Raw genomic sequence first — 22,804 nt, 5'->3', positions numbered from 1 at the left:
GCATTATGAAGACGATCGTTGTTTTTGTTACAACCCTCGATGGAAAGGTTACGAAGTGGGGCGACCCACATGTCCAGCAATGGTCTTCAAAAGAAGACCAGTCTTATTTTAAGAAGACATGGGACGAGAGTCCTCTCATCATTATGGGAAGCGGCACCTTTGACTTTGCGCCGGTCAAGCCCTCGCCGAAGAATCTCCTCGTTATCATGACGCGGAATCCTACACAGTACAAGAAATACGTGGTACCAGGTCAGTTAGAATTCTCCGATTTGGCTCCAGAGGAATTGACACAGCGATTCAAAGACAAAGGATATGGGAGAATGCTCGTCGTTGGCGGACCACATGTCGCCACCTCATTCTTTCGCGACAATTTAGTGGATGAATTGTGGCTGACGCTCGAACCGAAAATATTCGGAACGGGTGGCAACTTTGTCATCGAAGAAGAACTCGACATCAACTTGGAGCAGATCAGCATCGAAAAAGTAAACGATCGCGGAACAATAATCACAAAATACGCCGTGACAAGAAAAGCGTGAAGACCCCCTTCTCACTGTCCATTGGATTCCTTGGCGTGCTGCTGCTGACGAACGTGCTCCATGCCCAACATCTCCGCATCTTCGCATGCGCCATCGGCAATGATAGCACCGGAGCCTTTCTGGGCGGGAGCTCGAACGGCTCCGGCCTCTACCAATCCGACGACACCGGCAAGACATGGCGGCACTTGGGCTGGAATAACATCAAGTGCTTCTCGATGGACATGGTCCAGTCCTCGAACGGCCGCATCATTTACGAGGCGACCGGGCTCGGCGTTCTCCGCTCGACCGATTATGGCGAGCACTGGAAGCAGCTCACCGACTGGCGCATCTCTGAAGTGATGGATGTAGCCGTCAATCAAAAGAACCCGGAGGAGATATACATTGCCACAGCACACGGCCCGTGGTGGACAGAGGATGCGGGGAAGACCTGGAATACGAGCATTCGTGGGATGTATGAGCCATATGCCTCGATGGCAGCTTACGCGATTCCCAATTACGATACGGTTTTCCTTTGCAGTCGAAATACAAGTTACATCCGGACAGCGAACGACGCTGCCTGGATTGGCTCGCCGGAGCCGGCCCCGAGAACGATCGATCCATATGAGTGTCATTTGGATGGTATGGCGCGGTCTTCGAGCAGGCTTGTAATCGGAGATGAAGAGACTGGCCTGGTCCTAATTGCGACCTTGGGGTCGGGTGTGATGAGACAATCCAAAAGGGTAATGCCGCCGGAGAACAAGTTGCCATACCGTCAAATTTGGACTCTCAAGTCCTTTCTCGTCACGCCATAATTGTCTGAACTATGATTTATGTGATCAAAATGATGCGCATGATCGTGACTGGAATCATCATTCCGATCACTCTAATCACACAAATCACAGTTCAGACAAGCGCACAATCCCCCGCCACGAAACTCTCCGTGCTAACTCGCGTCTCTGGCATCCCCGCCCGCAACGATTTTGCCATTATCGCCGCGAAAATCCGCCTCGGTCTCGATACCGCCGACGCCTACCGGCATCTGGATACACTGCTCGCGCGCGCATACGGCGATATGTTCTGGATGTACGGCTGCGCAGGACTTTTCTACGCCACGCAGGACGTGCTCCGGCCGGAATACAAAGCGCGCATCCGATCGGCCTGGAAGCATAACACGCCCTACCGAGGAGACACTGAGAACCACTTCCTAATGTATTATGGGTCGTTGCTACTAATGTCCCAAGCATGGCCGGATCTTGCTGATACAGAATGGTTTATGGGTAAGAGTTCGCGTGCGATCTATGCCGAGTCGAAAGCATATCTCGATCATTGGATTGATGAGACCACACGCTTCGGAACAACGGAATGGTCCTCGCCGCGCTATGGCTATTACTATATCACTCCTCTGCTGCTTCTGGCTGAGTACACAAAGGACGCCCGCCTCAAGCGCCGCTTCACCATGATGCTCGAGTATATACTCGCGGACTATGCTTCCGACTACCTGAATGGGAGCTATTGTGGCACCCACTCCCGCGTCGGAGATGACGCCGCGCTCGATCCGCGAAAGGCGGAGATCAACTCCTATGGCCAGTATTTCTTCGAGGACTCGGTCACGCATCTCCTCCCCGATGTTGCCTTCGCGACAATGACAAAATTTACCTGCCCCAAGATTATCCGCCAGATTGCGACCGATCGGACCGAGCCTTACGAGCAATTCTCCCTCAAGCGCGGGCGGCAGATGATTCGTTACATGGACGAGTGGAGCAAGAGCGACGCAACACATGACTCAACTTTCCACGCGCCGGTCTACAAATACGAGTACATGACGAAAGACTACTGCCTCGGCTCGATGCAGGGCGGGATCGTACAGCCGATACAGCAGCAGTCGTGGTCGCTGGTCTTCAACTCCGCGAAACCGAATAATATCATCACGGGACTGCATCCATACGTCAGCGCCGACGAACTCGGTATGTTTTTTCCCGAATATCCAAGCTTCATGCTCGAACGCATCGAACAGGTGAAGAAAGGCTACACCAGCGAGGATAAATCGTACGGCGGCTCGCCCTACGAGCGTATTTATCAGGATAAGAATGTACTCGTGGCGCTATACGATTTGCCGGATAGCGTGAAGTATCACGAGTACGATCTTTTCATTCCAACTGATTTCGTTGGGAGTAGTCTTGAAGATGAAGGGAAACCCGGCTGGATTAATATAACTGACTGGAAGCACTACGTCTGGGTATATATGTTGAGTCCCTATGAGATAATTCAGGAAGAACACGGCAAACGGTTCCGCAGCAAAGCTTCACATGGTGGCTATGTTGTCTGGTGTCAACCACCGAAATGGTTCGATGTCGATGAGGGATGCTACGACTCCGTTGTAGTTGCAAATGACAAAGTTGAATTACTTTGCAGCAAGGCACGCAATCGTACTTTAATGAAATTGTCGAAGATAGAAAATAAGAATTGGCTCTTCCACTCCCCCTTCCTCGAATCGAAAAAAGGTAGCGGCGTGCTGACCATACGCTATAAGGGCAAGACGCGAGTGCTGGATTTTACCAAGTAGTTGTAGCACCGGACCTTTAGGTCCGGTGAATTGTCTTCAACGGCGAACCTAAAGGTCCGGCGCTACACGGGTTTAGCCTCGAATATAAACCCTGCCGCCAGCAATCCCGGGAACATTCGCATCAGCCACCGTGGCATCGGACGTCCCCATGGCAACACAAAACTGGCATACTGTTGGGAGACGATGCTGTATCCGGCGCGTGAAACCATTGCGCGAGCAGTGGCGAGCGTAAAGAACCGCAGGTGATTGCGGTCCAGAATGCCGCTCTCCTCGTAATTAAATTTTCCGAACAACATTCGAAGACGCACCGTAAAGTAGGCCACGTTCGGGATGCTCAGAATGACACGGCCATTCGGCGCGAGAAGTGCTTTCGCTTCTCGAAGTACGTTCTCCGGCTCGAGCGTATGTTCGAGCACATCGCCAAAAATCACAATGTCGTATCCTTTGAGGCCCTCCAGCTTGAGATGCTCCGCCCAATCCCGTTCGTCGAGGTTTGCACCGGAGACGCGATGCAGGCGCGTGCTGGCTACCGGAAGAGCCTGCTCGTCGAAGTCAACTCCATCGACCAGGCACGCCTTGCGTTTCTGGAGTTCCGCACCGATAATCCCGGTACCACATCCGACATCGAGAACGCGCGAGTGTTCCGGAATGAGCGCGAATTGCAGGCCGTGTGCGTTCGATGGCACTTCCAGTCGAAGGTCGAAATCGTAATGGAGTTTCTCGGTCACGCGCTCGCTATCGTTTTAATCCAATCATTCACAAACTTGATCGAGTCCATCGTCATCTTATGGCGTCCTTTATACTCATGGTACTCAGCACTTGCACCCTTTGATTCAACGAAAGCTTTAGCCTTTTGGGATGATTCCGTCGGAAGTACTTCATCCTCCGTTGCGTGGACGAACAAGAACCGTGGGCTTGTATCCCACGATTTCCAGTGCTTCACGCCGGTCGGCAAGAAGCCACACATTGGAATCACACCTTGCGGCTTGATTTGACCTCGGAGTCCCAGGATCAATGCCATCGCCGCGCCCTGGCTGAAGCCCCAGAGAAATACTCGCGACCGATCTGCATTCAGCCTCGCAATGTGGGCCTCGATATCGGCCGTCAGCATCCGCTCGGATTCTTCAAACTGCTTCGCATCATGGACTTCCCCGGGCAGCGGCTCCGGCGGGTGAAACCACTCGCGACCTCCCAGTGCGGACTCATAGGGCGCGGTGATGGCCAGAACGTGATACGATGGATCGAGAAGGCCCTCAATGGAGAAGATTGTCTTCGCCTCAGCAGCGCGCCCATGTATTAAAATGACCACCGGCGGATTAGGCGTGGGTTCTCGGGGCGGACGTTCGAGGTATTGTAATAAAAGTTGAGTCACAGTGCGACGGAACCACGTTGAGCAAGAATTTCGTTCGGACGGCCCGAATGAAGAATGACCCATGCGTCATTCTTCATTCGTCATTCGTAATTGAATTTGGCGGGGTAGCTCAGTCGGTTAGAGCGTCGGAATCATAATCCGTAGGTCGTGGGTTCGAATCCCTCCCCCGCTACATAAAGCGCACAAAGGGTTGTGTCACCTAAGTCTTGTCGAGGTTACCAGACGTCGTTGGAACCCCTAAGGAGTCCTGCCAGACACTCAAGAGCATTCCTTACCCATCGTAAACTCACGCTTGGCGAGCGGGCCTGGTTCCGGGCAGAACCCTGCATTTCTACCACCCCCTCTGCCGTCGGAGAGAGAGAATTTGCTCGACGTGGGCCCTACCATGGTTCGCATACATTTCGAGCACGGTTTCGAGAGACTCATCGCCTCGTTCGGGGTGATTCATTGTCCGGCTCCATTCCCCATCCCCGAGCGATTCGAAAAGGCTGGCCATTCGCGAGTGAAGCCCGCCAATGATAGCAAGCGACGGTTCCAACGGCCCTTTGTAAGATGAGGTCTTTGCCCAGGCATCCTGCTCGTATGGTTTGACCTTGGGGTGATCTTCAGTGAGGATCAGCATCATCCGAACGAAGGCATTCATGTGGGCGTCGGCAACGTGATGCACTATCTGCCTGGGACTCCAGCCGCCATCGCGATAGGGTGTATCGAGCTGGGCTTCCGTCAAGCCTCGGACGGCATCGGTCAATCGCTCGGGAAGTGCCCGAATGGATTCGATCTTCTCGGTACAGGAAGTAATCGTCATGCTGTTGGCGGAGAGGGAGAGATTCGAACTCTCGGTGCGCTATTAACGCACAGCCGCTTTCCAGGCGACCCAATTAAACCACTCTTGCACCTCTCCAGACTCAGTATTGAGCGGACGACTAACGAGTAACGAGAAAGGAAAATTGCAGACTTCTTTTTGTCGTTACTCAGAAGCCGTTATTCAGCGGTCGCTACTCGAGCCGCATCGCGTTCCATTACCCAATTTTGGATATACTCAGCTATCGTGGCCATCGCCGCACCGGGTGTAAAGAGCTGGCCAACGCCAATTTTCTTCAACTCCTCGATGTCATCGTTCGACATAATGCCGCCGCCGGTCAGCAGGACATCATCGAGCCCTCGGTCGCGAAGGAGCTTCAGGACTCGCGGGAAGATTGTCATGTGCGCGCCGGAAAGCATGGATATGCCGACCACGTCAACATCCTCCTGCAATGCGGCCTCGGCGATCATTTCGGGCGTTTGGCGCAAGCCGGTGTAGATTACCTCCATGCCGGCATCGCGGAGTGCGGCGGCAATAACTTTCGCGCCGCGATCGTGACCGTCCAATCCGGCTTTGGCGATGAGAACTCGTATCTTTCTCAATGTGCTTAAAAGTGCTGAGTACTAAATGCTGAGTGCTGGGTCCTAAGATGGTCAGCCAGTGCTAAACACAGAACGGGACAAAATACTTCACCGGGTTGTTTCAGGTGCACTCGACCTCCAAACTTTGTACTAGCACTGAGCACTTAGCATCTATTATGACACCAGTAATTCTTCGCGGCGCACGCACCCCAATCGGTACATTCATGGGCTCTCTCGCCGAAGTACCGGCCCCGAGACTCGGCTCTGTCGCAATTAAAGCCGCGCTCGAACGCTCGGGCGTCAAGCCCGAAGATGTCGAGGAAGTGTACATGGGCTGCGTCCTGACGGCGGGCGTGGGACAAGCACCGGCCCGGCAGGCATCAATTGGCGCCGGAATCCCGAACAGCGCGCCGTGCACGACGATCAACAAAGTATGCGGCTCCGGCATGAAGGCCGTCATGATGGCGACACAGGCGATCCTGCTGAATGATGCGAGCGTCGTCGTCGCGGGCGGCATGGAATCCATGTCGAACGCCCCGTACCTTTTAGCAAAGGCCCGCTCGGGCTACAAGATGGGCAATGCCGAACTCGTCGATGAAATGATCAAGGACGGTTTGTGGGACGTCTATAACAATTTCCACATGGGCGAGGCGGCGGAAATGTGTGCCGACGAATGCGCCATCCCACGCGAAGCGCAGGACGAGTTTGCGATCCGCAGCTTCAAGCTTGCCAACGAATCGATGGCGAATGGTGCTTTTGCATCCGAAATAACGCCCGTAACGGTGCAACGCGGAAAGGAAACCGTCGAAGTGACCGAGGACGAGAATCCGAAAAAGGTCAAGTACGACAAAGTGCCAACGCTCAAGCCCGCCTTCCGCAAGGATGGTACAGTAACGGCCGCCAATGCCAGTTCGATCAACGATGGCGGAGCGGCTCTGGTAGTCACAAGTGAAGAGTTCGCCAAGACGAAAGGCTACAAGCCAACGGCGCGTATCCTTGCTTATTCTTCCCATGCGCAGGAACCCGCTAAGTTCACGACGGCACCGGTCTATTCGATCCGCACGGCGCTCAAGCGCGCCAAGCTGACGTTGGATGACATTGACCTGTTCGAGGTCAACGAAGCATTTGCTGTCGTTTCGCTGGCGGCGAAGAATACGCTCGGCATTCCGCTTGAGAAACTGAACGTGCTCGGCGGTGCCATAGCGCTCGGTCATCCAATCGGGGCAAGCGGCACCCGTATTATCATCACGCTCCTGAACGCGCTCGAACGTCAAAACAAGCGCATTGGACTTGCATCGATCTGCATTGGCGGCGGTGAGGCCACGACCATGATCGTGGAACGCCTCTAAAGTAGTGGATAGTGGATAGTTAAGAGGACTGCGAATGAGAGAACTATTCACTATCCACTATCCACTATCCACTCGTTGGGCTCTACTTTTCACGGTTGGAGTTGCAGCGCTCCTGCTGCTCCCTACTATCTACTGGCCGTTCGATTACGATCAGGGCACATTCGCATACGGCGGCAGCGCGATTCTTCACGGCCAACGACCCTATCTCGACTTTTGGGACATTAAGCCGCCGAATGTCTTTTACACCTATGCCACCGCATTCGCGCTGTTCGGCAAGAGCGTTCGTGCCATTCGGATATTCGACTATCTGAACGCGCTGCTCTGCATCGCGCTGGTCTTCCTGCTCGCAACTCGCTTTTGGAAAAATACTCCGTGGCGGCATGTCTCAGCCGTGATGGCTTCGGTCGCGTTTCTTCTCCAATACTATATCTTCGGCCATTGGGACACTGCGCAGGCAGAGACGTACAGCGTGCCATTCCTGCTACTGGCCGTATTGCTCGTCTTACCCCAGCGCACTATTTCGGAAACACGCGGGCTTTGGCTTCGCGCGACACTCGCCGGAGTTTGCATTGGAATCACGTTCTACTTCAAGTATCCGAGTGCCCTCTTTCTCATACTTGCCGCCGCTGTCGTTTGGACTCACTCCGGCGATGAGCGTCAACTCCGCTGGAAGGGGATAACCTGGATGCTAACAGGATTCGCCATTGCCATTGGAGCAGAGAGCCTCTACCTCGTCGCGAATGGCGAGCTGTTGCCGCTGTGGCAGATCACGACTTCTGCCACATCCACCTATGTCTCTAATAATTACTCCGGATCATTTACCGCTATCACGAATCTGCGGACCAGTTTCCACGCGCTGGACATCGCGTGGTTCGTTGCTGCAATGCTTGGATGGATCTATTGGGCGTTCGATCGCGATTCGAGGGCGAAGCACACGCGTGAGGAATATTTATCATTAATGTTGCTGGTATTTGGATGCCTCATTGCATACATTATCGTCCAAGCCCAGAACAAGGGCTTTACATATCATTATGCCGTTCTTTTGCCATGGGCTGATCTTCTGGTTGGCGCGGGGATTGGACATATTGGCCAATTACTTTCGAAGCGCGATACTCTACCTGTTTGGGCGAACGCGACAGTCCTCGCCATCCTGCTTTGCCTTCTGAGTTATGCGTGGACCTCGCGTGCCGACTTGCATACCCGCGCGCATGAATTTGGCGCGATGGTGCGCGGCGAGACCCCTCCAAACGGCTACGTGGCCGGTGACTCGCTCACAAATTTTGTGCTCGCGAACACAAAACCCAGCGATCGTATCTTCATCTTCGGCTTCGCGCCGTACGTTTATTGGAAGAGTGGCCGTCAGCCCGCCAATGAGTACCTGAATACGATTCACTTCAAACCAATCGGCGCCCCTAAGCATGAGCGGGACGAATTAGTGACCTCGCTCATACGTAACCCTCCCGAGCTTTTTCTTGTTGAGACGGCCGACCGATACACATCGCAGGGTAATACGAACGATGACAGCCGAACGACCATCGCTCTGCGCTATCCTGAACTCGAACAATTGCTGCAAGATCGATATGTCGCTCGCGATACGATACAATCCACCATCGCTTATCAGCTTCGCCACTGAATGAACGACGGCCAATCGACCATCGACCTTTCGATCGTCATCCCCTGCTACAACGAAGCGACGCGCTTGCCGCGAACACTCCGCGCGACCCTCGCATACCTGGCGGGTAAGCCCGGCACATTCGAGATCATCATCGTGAGCGATGGCAGCCGCGACACGACAAAGGCCGAGGCCGATCTCCTCTTTCTTCAGCTTCCCGCAAACATTTTGGGTCGCAGCATCGAATACCAGCCGAACGCCGGCAAGGGAAAGGCGCTCAAGGTAGGAATGTGCGAAGCAAAAGGCGAACGTATCCTTTTCATGGATGCCGATTACGCCGTGCCGCTGGAATATCTGCATGTGGCCGAGGCGCTACTGGATACCGGCATGGACATTGCGATCGGTTCGCGGGCCATTGCAGGGACTAAAGTCATGGAACACCAGTCGTTCATCCGAGAGCGCCTTTCAAAAATCTTCGGTCTCATCCAGCGAAGTTATCTCGGACTCAAGCTCAAGGACACCCAGTGCGGATTTAAACTGTTTACTCGCGCGGCTGCACACGACCTGTTTACCCACGTCAAACTAACCTCAGTCATCTTCGATGGCGAGGTTCTCTGGCTGGCAACGCGACGGGGCTATTCGGTTGTCGAGTTTCCGGTCGAGTGGACGCACGATCAGGATTCGCGGATTACGTACAACCTCGTGCGGACACTGAAAGTATTTTGGGACATGCTCCTCATTCCATTCCTTCACCTCAAGTAAAACAACGATGGCAATTCAAAATATTACCGTTATCGGCGCTGGCACCATGGGCAACGGCATCGCGCATGTCTTCGCGCAGACCGGATACAATGTCACACTGGTCGATGTAAGTCAGGACGCTCTAAACAAAGCGATCACGACGATCACCTCCAATCTCGCCCGGCAAGTCAAAAAGGCTGCGATTACCGAGGACGATCAGAAGGCAACGCTCGCGAGAATCAAAACCGAAACGAATATCGGTACGGCCGCGAAAACTGCAGACCTGATTGTCGAAGCCGCGACGGAGCGATTCGACCTCAAACGCCAGATCTTTAGCGAACTCGACGCGAACGCACGCGAAGGTGTCATCCTGGCTTCGAACACCAGCTCGATCTCGATCACAGAACTAGCTGCCACGACCAAGCGTCCGACACACGTGATTGGAATGCACTTCTTCAATCCGGTACCGGTGATGAAGCTGGTTGAAATCATTCGCGGTATGGCGACCACGGACGAGGTCTATCAGACCGTGCGCGCACTCTCCGAAAAGGCGGGCAAGACTCCGGTCGAAGTCAACGACTCGCCTGGGTTTGTCTCGAACCGAATTCTGATGCCGATGATCAACGAGGCGATCTTTACCCTCTCGGAAGGCGTCGCAAGTGCCGAGGACATCGACACCGTGATGAAGCTGGGCATGGCGCACCCGATGGGACCCCTGCAACTGGCCGATTTCATCGGGTTGGATGTGTGCCTCGCCATCATGAACGTGCTTCACACCGGCTTGGGGGATGATAAATACCGCGCTGCGCCACTACTTAAGAAGATGGTTGCGGCCGGTACATTGGGCAAGAAGAGCGGGCAGGGATTTTATAAATATTGACCTCTAGGCTGAAGGCCCGATTGCCCGCGAACTAATTTGAACAAAATGTGGTGACAAGGATATGCGGTCAGCCATTTTTGTCACGGTATTGCTCATACAGTCGGGGCTTGCTCAGGCTCAAACGGCAAGATTCCGTTCGAGCTATAGCGGCGCGCTGATAATCACGCCGATCAACACGAACATCTTCTTCACGCCGTTCCAGGATTTCGAGCCAGTGCTCAGCGGTTCGATTGAATATTCCTTTCCGAGATCGGACCGCTTGGGCTATGAATTCAGCGCGGGATATTACCCGTACTGGGACCACTCCGAGGCGCTCATGCAATTTGGAATTCGGCGCTTCTTTCACTCGCAAGCACCGGCCGGCGGATATTGGGAATGGATCACACAAGGCGGGGTGTCGCAGGGTCCAAATCTCACTGGCAATGCCGAGCCACTGTTTGGTTTAGGCGTTCGATTAGGAAGCGTGCGCACCACCCGCTTTGGCGATTTCGCATTTGAATACGGCGGTGGCCCGACACTTGTGCTCACCGGCGGAGAAACACAACTGCGCGCTAATTTCTTTTTCGGGCTCGGCTGGATGCTCGGGCACGAAGTGAATATCGAACGGTAACGAATAACGCGTGGATGCAAAACGCGTAACGAGTGAATTAGCAACTACCAGTATATACTCTGTCGTTACCCGCTACGCATCCACGCGCCACTCAAGCTTTTTTAAACAATGCCACGCACTCACCTGAGCCCCGAAGAACTCGACGAACTCTGCGTTAATACCATCCGCTTTCTGGCCGTCGATGCTGTTGAGAAGGCAAAGTCGGGCCATCCCGGCGCACCGATGGGCCTCGCTCCCATCGCGTATCTGCTCTGGACCAAGCACCTTCGCTTCGACCCTGAAGACCCAAGCTGGCACAATCGTGACCGCTTCGTACTCTCGAACGGCCACGCTTCGATGTTGCACTATGCCCTGCTGCATCTAACCGGATTTGATCTATCCCTCGATGAGATTAAGAACTTCCGGCAGTTCGGCTCGAAAACTCCGGGCCACCCGGAGCGCGGCGATACACCCGGCATTGAAGTAACGACCGGACCACTCGGGCAAGGCTTCGCAAACTCCGTCGGTCTTGCAATTGCCGAGCAATTCCTTGCCAGCACATTCAATCATGCCGGGCAGGATGTGATCGATCATTACACTTATGTTTTCGCAGGTGATGGCTGCATGGAGGAAGGTATAACGAGTGAGGCTGCTTCGCTCGCAGGTCATCTCGAATTGGGCAAACTCATTGCATTTTACGATGACAATGGAATTACGATCGATGGTGATACGCGGATCGCCTTCACTGAAGACGTAAGTAAACGATTCGAAGCTTACCACTGGCACGTAATTGATCTCCCCGATGCAAATGATCTCGACCAAGTCGATCATGCGATTTCGGTTGCGAAGTCTATCCGGGACAAGCCCACTCTCATCATCTGCCACACGCATATTGGGTATGGAAGTCCAAATAAGCAGGATACCGGCAAGGCCCATGGAAATCCACTCGGGAAGGACGAGGTCGCTCTGACAAAGGACCATTTGGGGTGGCCGCGAGAGCCCGAGTTCTACATTCCTGAAGATGTACTCTACCATTTCCGTGAAGCGGGCTCGCGTGGAATTGAGATACACCGAAAGTGGGAAGAGTTATTCAGGATATATCGGAAAGCTCATCCGGATGATTGGCAGACACTTTCGAATGCGCTCATACACAAACTACCGGAAAACTGGGACAAGAACCTGCCAGTCTTCAAAGTCTCCGATGGCCCGCTCGCGACGCGTACAGCCGGTGGCAAGGTGATGAACGCGATCGCTGAGACTGTACCGACGCTGACGAGCGGTGCGGCCGATTTGAACGAGTCGACTTTTACCAAGCTCGAGAAGTGGGACGACTTTGAGCCGAGTCCCCTCAAGAAGGGCAGTTATCATGGCCGCACAATAAATTTCGGTGTTCGCGAGCATGCCATGGCCGCAATTATCAACGGCATGGCCGCGCACGGTGCCATCTATCCAAGCGGCTCAACTTTCTTCTGCTTCAGCGATTACATGCGTCCATCAGTGCGGCTAGCTGCACTGATGAACGTGCCCTCGAAATTCGTCTGGACGCACGATAGCGTAGCGCTTGGAGAAGACGGTCCGACACACGAACCGATCGAGCAGTTGATGTCATTGCGGGCGATGCCGAACCTCGCAGTGATCCGGCCCGCCGATGCCAACGAGACGGTCGAGGCCTGGCGCTGCATGATGCAACTCACGGGGCCTTCGGGCATCGTGCTAACGCGGCAGAAGCTACCTGTGATCGATCGCGCGAAATACGCAAGCGCCGCTGGGCTTGCCAAGGGCGCGTATGTGATCTCGGAGGCGATGAGTCAGCCCGAAATTATCCTCATCGCGACCGGCTCCGAAGTCCAACTCGCGCTCGATGCACAAATATTGCTGGAGGCTAATGGACTGATGACGCGAGTGGTTAGCATGCCGTGCTGGGAGTTTTTCGAGGCGCAGTCCGAGAACTATCGCGACCGGATTCTGCCACCCGAAGTTACCTGCCGGCTTTCGATCGAGCTTGGCGCATCGCTCGGTTGGGAACGCTGGGTTGGTTCGATGGGCGCATCGCTCGCGGTCGATCACTTTGGCGTCTCAGCACCCTACGAGACGATCCTCGAACACTACGGATTCACAGCGCAAAACATATCACACATCGCTGGCATGCTATTGCATGATCCTCGCCGCGCGCAACGGGAGCTATATGAGTTGCAGCAAAAGTATGGACGGCACCAGCGGCTGAAGATTGAGAGACCAGCTTAGAAATATGACTCTGTAGTGTACGCCTGAAGTCTTGGAACCAAATGGCATTTGGAGAACATGACTGCCACATGAGGAACTTGTCTCTAATTCTTGTCGCGTGCACAGTATGCTCTGCGTCACTTACGTCGTGCAAACAATCTACGAGCCCAAAATCGAACACACAATACTCTCCGATGACCGCTACGGTCAACGGTAAAGCTTGGAGTGCCCAAATCACCGGGGTGGGCCATCCTCAGTCAGGGCTGCTCGATCTGAGTGGCACGATGGATACCCTCGGCATCGACTTGCAACTTTCGACCGCGATCACGGATACCGGGCTGTATCCCATCGATGACTCGCTTGTCGGTTGCATTTTCACAAGCGCACGAACATCTTACGTATCTGAACCGGGTATCGGAGCCGTTCACCTAACGACCTTCTCGTCTTCGCGCGCGGCTGGCACATTCAGCTTCCACGCAAAGTCCACAGCCGGCGACAGCGTGGTTGTGACCGGTGGTACGTTCAATTTCAGCCTCCTGCTGTAGATTACAGGCTTGCTCCGATTGCGAGCCCCCAGCGGAACGCGACGGGCTTCTTCCCATCAGCAGGAAGATTTTCATACAGTGGCAGGACCAATTTGATCAATGGAACTGGCGCATATTCATCTGCTACACCGCGAAGCTGGTATGGCAACCAATCGCGCAGATTGACCGAAACGGTTGCTCCCGCATCTGTTCGAAGATTCGTGCGGACGTCATGCCAGAAGTCGAGGGTTGGCTCGCCCACCCACCCGGCGTCCACAAACAGCCCAAAACCTAATGTAGCGAGTGGGCTCCAGAGATTGCGGAGCACATTCGGCAGCGTGATGTCATCGCTTACACCAAACATTTGCGTACCACGCAGGCTATGCGCCGTGTCCGCAACCTCGTCGATTGCATAGCCGCGGACGCCCGCCCCACCCTCGACAAACGCCGAGGCTTTTCGATCGAGCGCAGGACTCACATCCGTCACCGCCCGGAAAAACGAGCTTTGGTTGTCCTCATAGTTGCTTGCGCGCGCAAGCCAGAATGTTCGCTCCACGGGCGTTGAAGCTGTCGCCGTTCCAGCAGTCAGCCGTATGCGACTGCCGAAATTCCCGCCCAGACTGAAATCGTCCTCGAACTTCACTTTCGCCCGCTCGAATGAGCTTCCCCACACAGCGCTTTCCGCTTTGAGATCGAACCGCTCGGTCGCATCCTCGCTCACGACGGAGTAGGTAAGCCCAGCAACCTCACTGCCAGCCGCCGACCACTCGGAATGATAAACAGGATAGGACGGATTCAGCAACGTTTGTGATTCGAGGTAGAGCGAACCAGTGTGCGTTGGACCAAGCCGCAAATATTCGGGTCGAAAAACCTTCGTCAGTTCAGCGCCCACCGTGCCGATGCCATCCATCTTACTCGCCCTGACTCCGAAGGTTGTGAGGCGGCCCAGCCAATCCACTGGTATGTGATAGTCCAGTGCGCCGTCCAAATGATCGTACCACAAAGGAGTGGTATCGCGAAGCGGATCCGATTTGTAGATCAACTTCGCGTCGCCGGAGAAGCTGTTGTTCATTCCGAATTTTGCCCCGACTCCGGCATTGAATTTCGAAATCGAGTCCCACCAAAGAATCGGTCGGACCACGGAATAGTACTTGTCGATCGGCGGATAGATGAATAGCTGCTTCCAGACTGCCCACTCGCCTGGTGGGGTCCAAAGGGCCGAGCGCGCGCTGTAATTGTTCAGCCAGTGCAGGTCCTGCAGGCGCCAGGAGGTATCGATTTCGAACCATGAGATGCGCTTTGGTGTGACTAAGCTCGCCTCATAGTTTGGCGAGACCCAATCCCAGCCTGGCAGAAACATTTCGACGCCGCTCTTGTGATAAACAAGGTCTTTGTTTGTCACCAGGGGAATGGTCGTAGCGCCGGCGGATCCGTCATCATAATGCAGAAGCAGGTCGATCGGCATGACGGCCAGATTGTTGTTGCGAAGCCTGAGTGTGTTGTTGTATCCTTCGGCAACCACCTCTGAAGATACGTCCATCGCCTCATAGTCAACTGTTCGCGTTGTACGGAACCACTCATCGAAGAACCAGTCCAGATCGGTGTGGGCCACGTTTTCCATCACTCTTTTGAAATCGACCAAGTGTGGATGCTTGAAGTGCCACTCATTATAGTATCTTTTCATGCCACGAGCAAAGACCTCATCACCCAGCGTGTATTGAAGCATCGAGAGAATCGCTTGCGTCTTGCCGTAGACCTGACCTGCGGTTAGGTCCTCGCGGAACCAGTCATGCGGAATATCGAGTGGTTCTTCAAAGCCTTCGCTTGCAAGGCTTTGATACCCGCGATAATTATCCCGTTTGTTACTGAACTTCGGAATGAACCCGTCGAGCCACGACCGCTCCTGTCCGGGTGGAATTTGATGGTCACCCCATAACCGATTCATCGCGACGGTAGTGGCCCACGACGTAAAGCCCTCATCCATGAAGGCTTCGCGCGTTTCGTTCGAGCCGAGCATGCCGTAGAACCATTGATGCGCCGTCTCATGGGCTATCACACCAGCCATGGAGCCCGGTGTGGGTCTGTAACCGGTAATCATGATTAGCTGCGGGTATTCCATTCCGCCATCACCGGCCATTGTGCAGGAGAAGTTGCGATACGCATATGGACCAAACAACTCGCTGTATGTCTCAAGCGCATGACGTGAGTATCGGATTGCATCATGCCAAAACGGCGCGTAGCGACGCTTATAAAACGCATGCAACATGATCGTGTCCTGCCAGGTCGACCATTCGTGAACGTAATCGTCGTCGGCAACCCAGGCAAAATCATGGACCGACGATGCGTGGAAGTGCCACGTAGTGATGGAAGGCGCTGCCTCTGTTGGGAAGAGAATGCCTTCCCGCTCACCACCAGCGATTCGGTCATACCCATGCCCGACATCACGCGGATTTGTACACTCACCGGTGGCGCCGATGACGAATCGCGAAGGCGCCGTTATCTCGACATTAAAATCGCCCCAAACGCCGTAGAACTCGCGCGCGACATACTCCTGCCGGTGCCAGCCTTCGTTGTCATATTCGGCGATCTTGGGATACCATTGGGACATGGAATACTGCACACCCTCTCGAGACATCCATCCACTCCTACGGATTTGTCGCGGCACCTGTTCTCGAAATGGAAAGACGATGGTGACCGATCCACCTGAAGCCAGCGGCCTTGGAAGAGCCACGCGCATAACAGTACCGGTGATCGCGTATTTGGCGGTCAAGCTATCGGCCATCATCGCGCCGATCCAATATCGGCCTTGCTCCCTTTCCGGCAGAGAACTGATGCGGTTGTATATAGGCGCGGAGTGGATTGCGTGCGCACGCTCATCCATCAAGCTACCTGGCTGGAAGGCGTTGGCATAAAGATGAAAGTAGACCTCTCGGAGCGTGTCCGGTGAGTTGTTGGAATAGATGACCGAAAGCGAGCCATCCAACGTGTGGATGCTATCGATCAGCGTGACACGGATGTCGTAGGAGACGTGCTGCTGCCAGTATTTTTGTCCGGCAAGTATGGAGGATAAGGGATGAAGGATGAAGGCAAATACAATAATCCAGGTAGATTTTTTGAAGCTCACAATAGCAGAACCTTCATCTCTCATCCTTCATCCCTCATCCTTTATGAAAGTAGTTTGCGGATCCGGTCGATGCCCTTCTCGATATTCTCCATCGAGTTCGCGTATGAGAATCGGACGTAGCCTTCGCCATATTTGCCGAACGTCGAACCAGACAGACATGCAACGCCGCCCTCGTTCAGGATTTTGTTCGCCAGCGTCCGTGAGTCCATGCCCGTACCGGTCGTGTTTGGGAACACGTAGAACGCACCGAGCGGCTTGTGACACTTGAAGCCCGGGAGTGAATTCATTCCGTCAACAATAAGATCGCGACGGCGGCGGAATTCTTCCACCACGTTGTCCACCCAGTCCTGAGGGCCAGTGAGTGCCTCAATACCAGCAACTTGAATGAAGCTCGCAGTACAGCTTGCAACATTCGTCTGCAGTTTGGCGACAACCTCGGCGAGATGCTTCGGCATAATCCCGTAGCCCAATCGCCAGCCGGTCATGGCGTAAGTCTTCGAAAATCCATCGAGAATGATGGTGCGCTCCATCATTCCGGGGTAGCTCGCAATCGTGTAATTTTTGAAGCCATCATAGGTCACGCGGCCATAGATTTCGTCGGTGAGGACCCATAAATCGTGCTTCACTGCGAGTTCAGCAATTTCCCGAAGGTCCTCTTGCGATAGAATGCCGCCAGTCGGATTCTGTGGCGAGTTGATGACAATCATCCGCGTCTTCGGCGTAATGAGCGACTTCAGATCATCAATGTTGAAGCTAAACCCCTTCGATTCCAGCAGCGGCAGCGGCACGGCTGTCCCGCCGGCAAGTTCGATGGCGCTTTCGTAAATCGGAAAACCAGGATTCGGGTAGATCACCTCATCGCCCGGATTGACAATCGCCATGATGGCGTAATACATGATCGGCTTGGCGCCGGGCGTAACGACGACCATATCCGGCTTGAATTCGAGTCCACGCCGCGCGCCCTCGACTTCGGCGATCGTCTTGCGGAATTGTGGCAAGCCCGCCGCCGGACCGTAGTGCGTGTAACCCGCATCGAGCGCGTTCTTGGCGGCCTCGATGATGTTCGGTGCAGTATCGAAATCGGGCTCGCCGATCTCAAGGTGAACGATATCTTTACCTTGGGCCTCGAGTTCACGAGCTCTGGCGAGGACTACAAAAGAGGTCTCGGTGCCGAGACGATCGATACGCTGTGCGATTTGCATTGTCTAAGGTTATGTCCGAACGTACCGCGCATGATTCCTGCTTCCGCAGGCGCTCATCCGCACAAATAGGAAGGACTACAAACGCACGAGAGAGAATTTTCGTCTCCGCCGATTAGAGCGAATTGAAGTTGCGTTACTGGACCAGCCGGGTAATGGTCTTAACCCCGGCCTCGGTTCGCTCGATTCGAATAGGACCCCGGCCGCGCTGATAGTAGATCAGATATGTTGGCGCGGATATGTTTTCGACAACACCATTTATCATCGGTGTGTATTGTACAGCAATCACATCGTTGTATGCAAGACCATCAAGCTGAATGTTCGCGCTCCCCTGCGTGCCAAGCACAACGCTTGCCCAATATGCGTAGCCTCGGATGTCGTTGGACGAAAAGTCTTCCACATATGCCGCGCGCCAATCCGGGACATCTTTCAACATCGTGAAGGTGCCCGGAGTCCATTTTGAAGCGGTTGGCGTACCCTGACCTCGTAGCACCCAGCTATTATCCTTTTGATGCTCGTAGAGTTGCGAACCGGCCAGCGCAAAAAGAGGTGGTGTAAGCCCCGTATCACTAAATTGGCTCACGGGAACACTTGCGGGAGTCCCAAAGTCGATCTGAGCATTATTGAAATACCAAAAGACACTATCATTGCTAAGCCCGGCAAAAACCCCACCGCCGCCTGATCCGAGAAGAGCCGTAATCGCGCCATTCCGTACGGGCGTGAGGCTGGGTCCATAGAAAGTAAACAAGCCATTCGAAGTGCCTACGAACCCGTTTTCAATGGCAGTGATTGGTGGCGGCAGCATTCCTAACGAATCACGATGACCGTCAGAATGTACATTAAACAGCGCGCCGTTACTTAACCCAACTAGCAAATTGTCATCGTCAAAAACTTCGTCCATGGCCGTAATTGGCGCTGAGAAGACGAACCCGACCGGTGCCCAGCCGGATTGGGAATAACGATAGAGGCGGGGGCCAGTTGCGATCCAAAAGTGGACATGATCGTGCCCAAACTCATCGCCTGGAGTAAAACAGTTGATATTTCCCGGCGCCGGGACAGAAGCCGTCCAATTGGCGCCCTTTTGCTTTATTGCAATCCCATTACCACCGATCTGGAATGCATAAAGATTCGATGCCCGTCCCGCAATCAGGCGAATACCCGAGAACGGCGCTTGCCATACCGCATGCAAAGAATCCCCATGTGGATAATATTGGTATATGTTATTGCCGCTCGAAGCATATAATGTCTTGCCAATTGAAGCTATCGAGCTGAGGGCCAATGGATTACTACCGAAGTTCGGGGCGGTATCACTTACGATGCTCAAGGACGCATCGAGACCGAGTAAGTCCGCTGCGGACAGACCGGAAATGTTCACTTGAGCATTGCCAAGGGATACATTGAGTAATACTGTCGAATCTGTTCCGAGGTCCTTATCATAAATCGCCCCACCTGACGTTAGCGTAATCGCATGACCACTACCAGTGCTAGCGATATAGTTGAAGGAGGTATCCTTATTCGGCCAGAAGTAGCTTGTCAGGTCGGACGGAAGCGTCGCCGGCACCGGCGCGGTTAGCGTGGTGCAGCCAGCGAGTGCTAGGCCGAGGAGAAATATGGTAAGTAAGGATTTCATCAGAATCGGAACATAAAGCCGATGTTAAGTCCAAGCGAGGAGTAGATCATCCTCGATTCGTTGAACTCACGATTCAGGAAAATACTTGATGCGGGATTGGCGTCGGCGTTCCGCATCCCATCGCGGCCCGTACCAGTAAGGTTGAAGGTCATGCCAGGTCGCAGTGCGAGCCTAGAGCCTAAATCGAACTCGGTCGAAAGGCCAAGACCTGCAGTCCATCCAATCGGATGCAGCCATACCGGGCCTCCATCAAGACTGAACTGTAGTGGCACCTGACCGACAGCAATCGAGTATGATAGACCGATCCCGGTCCAATATGCCTGATCGAGGGTAACGGCGGTATAGATGGCATACGTTGGCAATTCTCCGTTGCCAGAGAGATTATCGCCATGCAAGACCTGATGCGCGAATTGGCTCTGGCCTCCCTCGAATCGCAGTGAGAGCACGTCGTTGACTGCAAGATCGAACCCGGCTCGAAAGTCCTGGATGAGTTTGCTTCCTGCGCTTCGGTGCTTCGCACCTTCGACAAGTGTTGGCCCAGCGGACCAGGACGCAATCCCAACTCCAGAGGAGACGAAAGGTCGTAAAACAATCCCGTCACCAAAATCGAGTGGCATTGGCGAAATGACAGAAGGACGCGAAACCGGAATGTTCGCTGCAACCGCCGGCACACTAGATGGCGCGACCGCAGTGAGTGCAGGAGTATTATCCGGGGGCGTTGGAGCATCTGCTTTCGATTGCTCGGGAAGGGCGCTTGGAGTTCTCGTTACTACCGGTTGACTATGACGACTGTCATTCGCCTGAATTCTATTGTTGGAATTCGCGGCTTCATCGGCTCGAAAGGCCCTATTCGCGACAGCGAAAGATTGATTAGAAGTCGCTGCCCTATTATTTGCTACTCTGGTACGTGCAATTTTTGCAGCCGTCGAACCAGTAGATGCTGCATTCTCAGTAGCGATGTGAGGAGTTGCTCCATTCATCGATGGTGCGTGAGCAGCGTCAGTATTCGCCGTCGCTAATGGTGCATAAGGCATCGCGCTCGCCGGAGGTGCTTCATGTTGCCGGACAACTGCAACATGCGATCTCGCTTCGTTGGCAGCACTTTCATCGAGCTTGTTCTTCACAATCACGCCAGCAGTCGTCAGCACCACGGCAGATGTACCGATGGAGATAGCGGTTGACAATGGTATCTTGCTGAGGAATGCGAGAAACGGATTCGCGCTCTGTGTCAAGACCGGGAGCATCTGGGATGTTCCGAGTAGACCGGGTATGAACGCGACCAAACTGGGGATGCGCTCGACGATAGACCGTTTGACTTCCAGGGGCGCTTCGAGTGGCACACGCGCGGCAGCAATCACACGATTGAGCACTTCGTGACTGTGAAATAGCGCGCGCGCCTCCGCATTTGCCGAGACGTCGCTGAGGAGCCGATTCGACGACGCCTTATCCAATGCGCCATCGAAGTACGCCATGATGCGTTCTTCGAGCTTGTCCTTTTCGGCTTGCGACATTCCACTCGGCAGTATCCCGCCAGGCAATGCGCCATCCATTTTATTCGAGTGTTCCATGACGGCTATCCGTTTACTAAATCTTCAAGTTCTTCGCGGAGCAAAATTTTCGCGCGGTAGATCCGTTGCCTTGCGGCCGCGATCGTGATGCCCAATTGCTCGGCTACATCTTCATAGCTGAGTTCGTCCAGTTCGCGAAGAATAAAAGGCTGTCGAAGCTCTTCGGGGAGCTTGGCAACAGCAGATTCGAGCGCCTCGCGGAGCGAGCTTTGCTCGGTTCCAAAATCCGGTTGATACCTCGGGTCGATCGAAGTCACATTGTCCTCCAACCCTTCGGTTGGATGCCGGCGGTCATAGCGATGAGCATTCAGGCAGGTGTTCGTCGCAATCCTGTATAGCCAAGCGCGACCATTCGTCGCATCCGTAAAAAGGTCTTTGCGCTGGAATACCTTCATAAAAGTATCCTGAAAAGCGTCGTTGGCCTTCTCCCCATCTCGATTACACATGCGATAGCAATGCATGTAAATCTCCTTATGCCGACGCTCGAAGAGCACATAGAACGCGTGTTCTTCGCCCGACTGAAATCGCCGCAGCAGATCGGCATCTTCCAGTTTTTCGAGGGCAGCTTTGGTCTCGGCACGAGTCAGTTGGCTCGTTGACGTGACCTCAGCATCTGCTATGGACCCGGCAAGCGCAGACGCCGCACGATCCGAAGCGATTTCGGGTGGTTGCTCGCGCAACGCCCTATTTCCTCGCTTTTCGGAATACGCACGCGCATTGATCGCACCAATTGGTATCGCCAATTCGCCCAACGTTTTCTTGCTCCTGTCCATGTAACACTCCTGCAAACGGTTTATAACAGGATTGATTTCGAGGACTTGCTGAGCAGAAGCCGCAATGCGACTCTTCAAGTGCTTATTACTCCTAGGCTACTTGGCGTGGAATGGGCATTTGCGTTACAAACGTTTGATTGGGTTTCTGTGGGAATTGGCCGACCAGAAGTATTTGGGATGTTGACAACAACTCATGTACATGCCGCTTTTCCAATAGAATGGCTGTCGCTTTCTAATTGCCAGAACTTATTTTAAATTTGTCTGTGATAAGCTTGTCCTTGAGGAGTTATATCTCCGGACATGGCTGTGAGGGTTTTTGAAACGGTCACATTCAGGATAATTCTAATCAATACGTACATGAAGCGAATCAAGCAATTTGCAGTACTATCGTTCATAGCCGCGTTAGGCTTTGGAGTGGCGAGCTGCTTTAACCCGACTGGTCCTGGCACTGGCGGAACAGGCGGCACTGGCGGCGGTATAAAGCATGGTAAGGATACCACTATCCGCCGGAGACCTCCGGTTGACACTGGTCACCATAGACAACCACCTCCGCCGCCGCCACCGGATAGCGGTATAAAGAACCCACCGCCTCCTCCGCCACCACCACCGCCCCCGCCGCCGCCACCTGATAGCGGCACCGGCGGACTCGATACCACAGTGTTGGATTCGATCCTGCACCGTTAATATTAGAAAAGGTTACCCTCATTCGAGGGAAAGCAAGCGAAGAACAAAGGTAAGGGTCTGGCACTTTCGTGTCAG

The 22,804-nt window shown here is 54.0% G+C and carries 20 protein-coding genes and 2 tRNA genes; 12 read left to right on the top strand and 10 right to left on the bottom strand.

The window, feature by feature from the left end; genetic code table 11:
* Positions 1 to 5 precede the first annotated feature (5 nt).
* Genes Q8902_05005 through Q8902_04995 form a run of 3 tightly spaced genes read left to right on the top strand, consistent with a single transcriptional unit; the run spans position 6 to position 3,078 of the window.
* Entirely contained in the window at positions 6 to 536 is a 531-nt protein-coding gene (locus tag Q8902_05005; protein ID MDP4198912.1) for a dihydrofolate reductase, read from the top strand.
* A complete protein-coding gene (locus Q8902_05000) occupies positions 533 to 1,327 on the top strand; it encodes a hypothetical protein (GenBank protein MDP4198911.1) in 795 nt (264 codons plus the stop codon). The genes Q8902_05005 and Q8902_05000 overlap by 4 nt, the downstream gene beginning before the upstream one ends.
* 29 nt (positions 1,328 to 1,356) lie before the next feature.
* On the top strand, positions 1,357 to 3,078 hold the full coding sequence (locus tag Q8902_04995) for a hypothetical protein (protein MDP4198910.1): 1,722 nt from the start codon (positions 1,357 to 1,359) through the stop codon (positions 3,076 to 3,078).
* A 62-nt stretch (positions 3,079 to 3,140) separates the two neighbouring features.
* On the opposite strand, the gene Q8902_04990 is transcribed toward Q8902_04995, so the two are convergent.
* A complete protein-coding gene (locus Q8902_04990) occupies positions 3,141 to 3,806 on the bottom strand; it encodes a class I SAM-dependent methyltransferase (protein MDP4198909.1) in 666 nt (221 codons plus the stop codon).
* Positions 3,803 to 4,387 (bottom strand): hypothetical protein, encoded by a 585-nt coding sequence (locus Q8902_04985; GenBank protein ID MDP4198908.1) that lies wholly within the window; start codon positions 4,385 to 4,387, stop codon positions 3,803 to 3,805. Before Q8902_04985 ends, Q8902_04990 begins: the two co-directional genes overlap by 4 nt.
* A 161-nt stretch (positions 4,388 to 4,548) precedes the next feature.
* On the opposite strand from Q8902_04985, the gene Q8902_04980 reads away from it, so the two are divergent.
* Positions 4,549 to 4,622, top strand: a tRNA-Met gene (locus Q8902_04980).
* A 159-nt stretch (positions 4,623 to 4,781) separates the two neighbouring features.
* On the opposite strand, the gene Q8902_04975 is transcribed toward Q8902_04980, so the two are convergent.
* From Q8902_04975 to Q8902_04965, 3 genes are all read right to left on the bottom strand, one after another.
* Entirely contained in the window at positions 4,782 to 5,255 is a 474-nt protein-coding gene (locus Q8902_04975) for a putative metal-dependent hydrolase (GenBank protein ID MDP4198907.1), read from the bottom strand.
* Positions 5,256 to 5,260: 5 nt separating this feature from the next.
* Positions 5,261 to 5,351: transfer RNA gene (locus tag Q8902_04970), tRNA-Ser, on the bottom strand.
* Between the two features lie 80 nt (positions 5,352 to 5,431).
* Complete coding sequence (locus tag Q8902_04965; GenBank protein ID MDP4198906.1) at positions 5,432 to 5,854, bottom strand: cobalamin B12-binding domain-containing protein; 423 nt, start codon at positions 5,852 to 5,854, stop codon at positions 5,432 to 5,434.
* Positions 5,855 to 6,009: 155 nt separating this feature from the next.
* Between Q8902_04965 and Q8902_04960 the strand changes: the two genes are divergently transcribed.
* The 7 genes from Q8902_04960 to Q8902_04930 all read left to right on the top strand — a co-directional run bounded on the left by Q8902_04960 (position 6,010) and on the right by Q8902_04930 (position 13,772).
* Complete coding sequence (locus Q8902_04960) at positions 6,010 to 7,182, top strand: thiolase family protein (GenBank protein ID MDP4198905.1); 1,173 nt, start codon at positions 6,010 to 6,012, stop codon at positions 7,180 to 7,182.
* Between the two features lie 34 nt (positions 7,183 to 7,216).
* Positions 7,217 to 8,815: a glycosyltransferase family 39 protein gene (locus tag Q8902_04955; GenBank protein ID MDP4198904.1), complete on the top strand. Its 1,599-nt coding sequence runs from the start codon at positions 7,217 to 7,219 to the stop codon at positions 8,813 to 8,815.
* Entirely contained in the window at positions 8,816 to 9,556 is a 741-nt protein-coding gene (locus Q8902_04950) for a glycosyltransferase family 2 protein (GenBank protein MDP4198903.1), read from the top strand.
* A gap of 13 nt (positions 9,557 to 9,569) precedes the next feature.
* The gene (locus Q8902_04945) at positions 9,570 to 10,415 is read left to right on the top strand and encodes a 3-hydroxybutyryl-CoA dehydrogenase (GenBank protein MDP4198902.1); all 846 of its coding nucleotides are present in this window, start codon (positions 9,570 to 9,572) and stop codon (positions 10,413 to 10,415) included.
* Between the two features lie 61 nt (positions 10,416 to 10,476).
* Positions 10,477 to 11,025, top strand: coding sequence for a hypothetical protein (locus Q8902_04940; protein MDP4198901.1), 549 nt, complete (start codon positions 10,477 to 10,479; stop codon positions 11,023 to 11,025).
* Between the two features lie 108 nt (positions 11,026 to 11,133).
* Positions 11,134 to 13,248 carry a transketolase gene (gene tkt / locus Q8902_04935; protein ID MDP4198900.1) on the top strand — a complete coding sequence of 705 codons (2,115 nt, stop codon included), beginning with the start codon at positions 11,134 to 11,136 and terminating at the stop codon, positions 13,246 to 13,248.
* A gap of 173 nt (positions 13,249 to 13,421) precedes the next feature.
* Positions 13,422 to 13,772, top strand: coding sequence for a DUF6252 family protein (locus Q8902_04930; protein ID MDP4198899.1), 351 nt, complete (start codon positions 13,422 to 13,424; stop codon positions 13,770 to 13,772).
* 1 nt (position 13,773) lies between these two features.
* On the opposite strand, the gene Q8902_04925 is transcribed toward Q8902_04930, so the two are convergent.
* The 5 genes from Q8902_04925 to Q8902_04905 all read right to left on the bottom strand — a co-directional run bounded on the left by Q8902_04925 (position 13,774) and on the right by Q8902_04905 (position 22,123).
* Positions 13,774 to 16,899: a M1 family metallopeptidase gene (locus Q8902_04925; protein ID MDP4198898.1), complete on the bottom strand. Its 3,126-nt coding sequence runs from the start codon at positions 16,897 to 16,899 to the stop codon at positions 13,774 to 13,776.
* A 17-nt stretch (positions 16,900 to 16,916) separates the two neighbouring features.
* Positions 16,917 to 18,077 carry a pyridoxal phosphate-dependent aminotransferase gene (locus Q8902_04920; protein MDP4198897.1) on the bottom strand — a complete coding sequence of 387 codons (1,161 nt, stop codon included), beginning with the start codon at positions 18,075 to 18,077 and terminating at the stop codon, positions 16,917 to 16,919.
* A gap of 133 nt (positions 18,078 to 18,210) precedes the next feature.
* Complete coding sequence (locus tag Q8902_04915; GenBank protein MDP4198896.1) at positions 18,211 to 19,704, bottom strand: hypothetical protein; 1,494 nt, start codon at positions 19,702 to 19,704, stop codon at positions 18,211 to 18,213.
* Positions 19,704 to 21,272: a hypothetical protein gene (locus Q8902_04910; GenBank protein ID MDP4198895.1), complete on the bottom strand. Its 1,569-nt coding sequence runs from the start codon at positions 21,270 to 21,272 to the stop codon at positions 19,704 to 19,706. The genes Q8902_04915 and Q8902_04910 overlap by 1 nt, the downstream gene beginning before the upstream one ends.
* A 5-nt stretch (positions 21,273 to 21,277) precedes the next feature.
* The gene (locus tag Q8902_04905) at positions 21,278 to 22,123 is read right to left on the bottom strand and encodes an RNA polymerase sigma factor (protein ID MDP4198894.1); all 846 of its coding nucleotides are present in this window, start codon (positions 22,121 to 22,123) and stop codon (positions 21,278 to 21,280) included.
* Between the two features lie 279 nt (positions 22,124 to 22,402).
* On the opposite strand from Q8902_04905, the gene Q8902_04900 reads away from it, so the two are divergent.
* Positions 22,403 to 22,729 (top strand): hypothetical protein, encoded by a 327-nt coding sequence (locus Q8902_04900; protein MDP4198893.1) that lies wholly within the window; start codon positions 22,403 to 22,405, stop codon positions 22,727 to 22,729.
* The last annotated feature ends 75 nt before the right edge of the window (positions 22,730 to 22,804 follow it).

This window comes from Bacteroidota bacterium, from assembly GCA_030706745.1.
Classification (GTDB): domain Bacteria; phylum Bacteroidota; class Ignavibacteria; order Palsa-1295; family Palsa-1295; genus PALSA-1295.
Note: the sequence above shows the minus strand (reverse complement) of the source record. Positions and strands in the feature narration are given on the sequence as shown.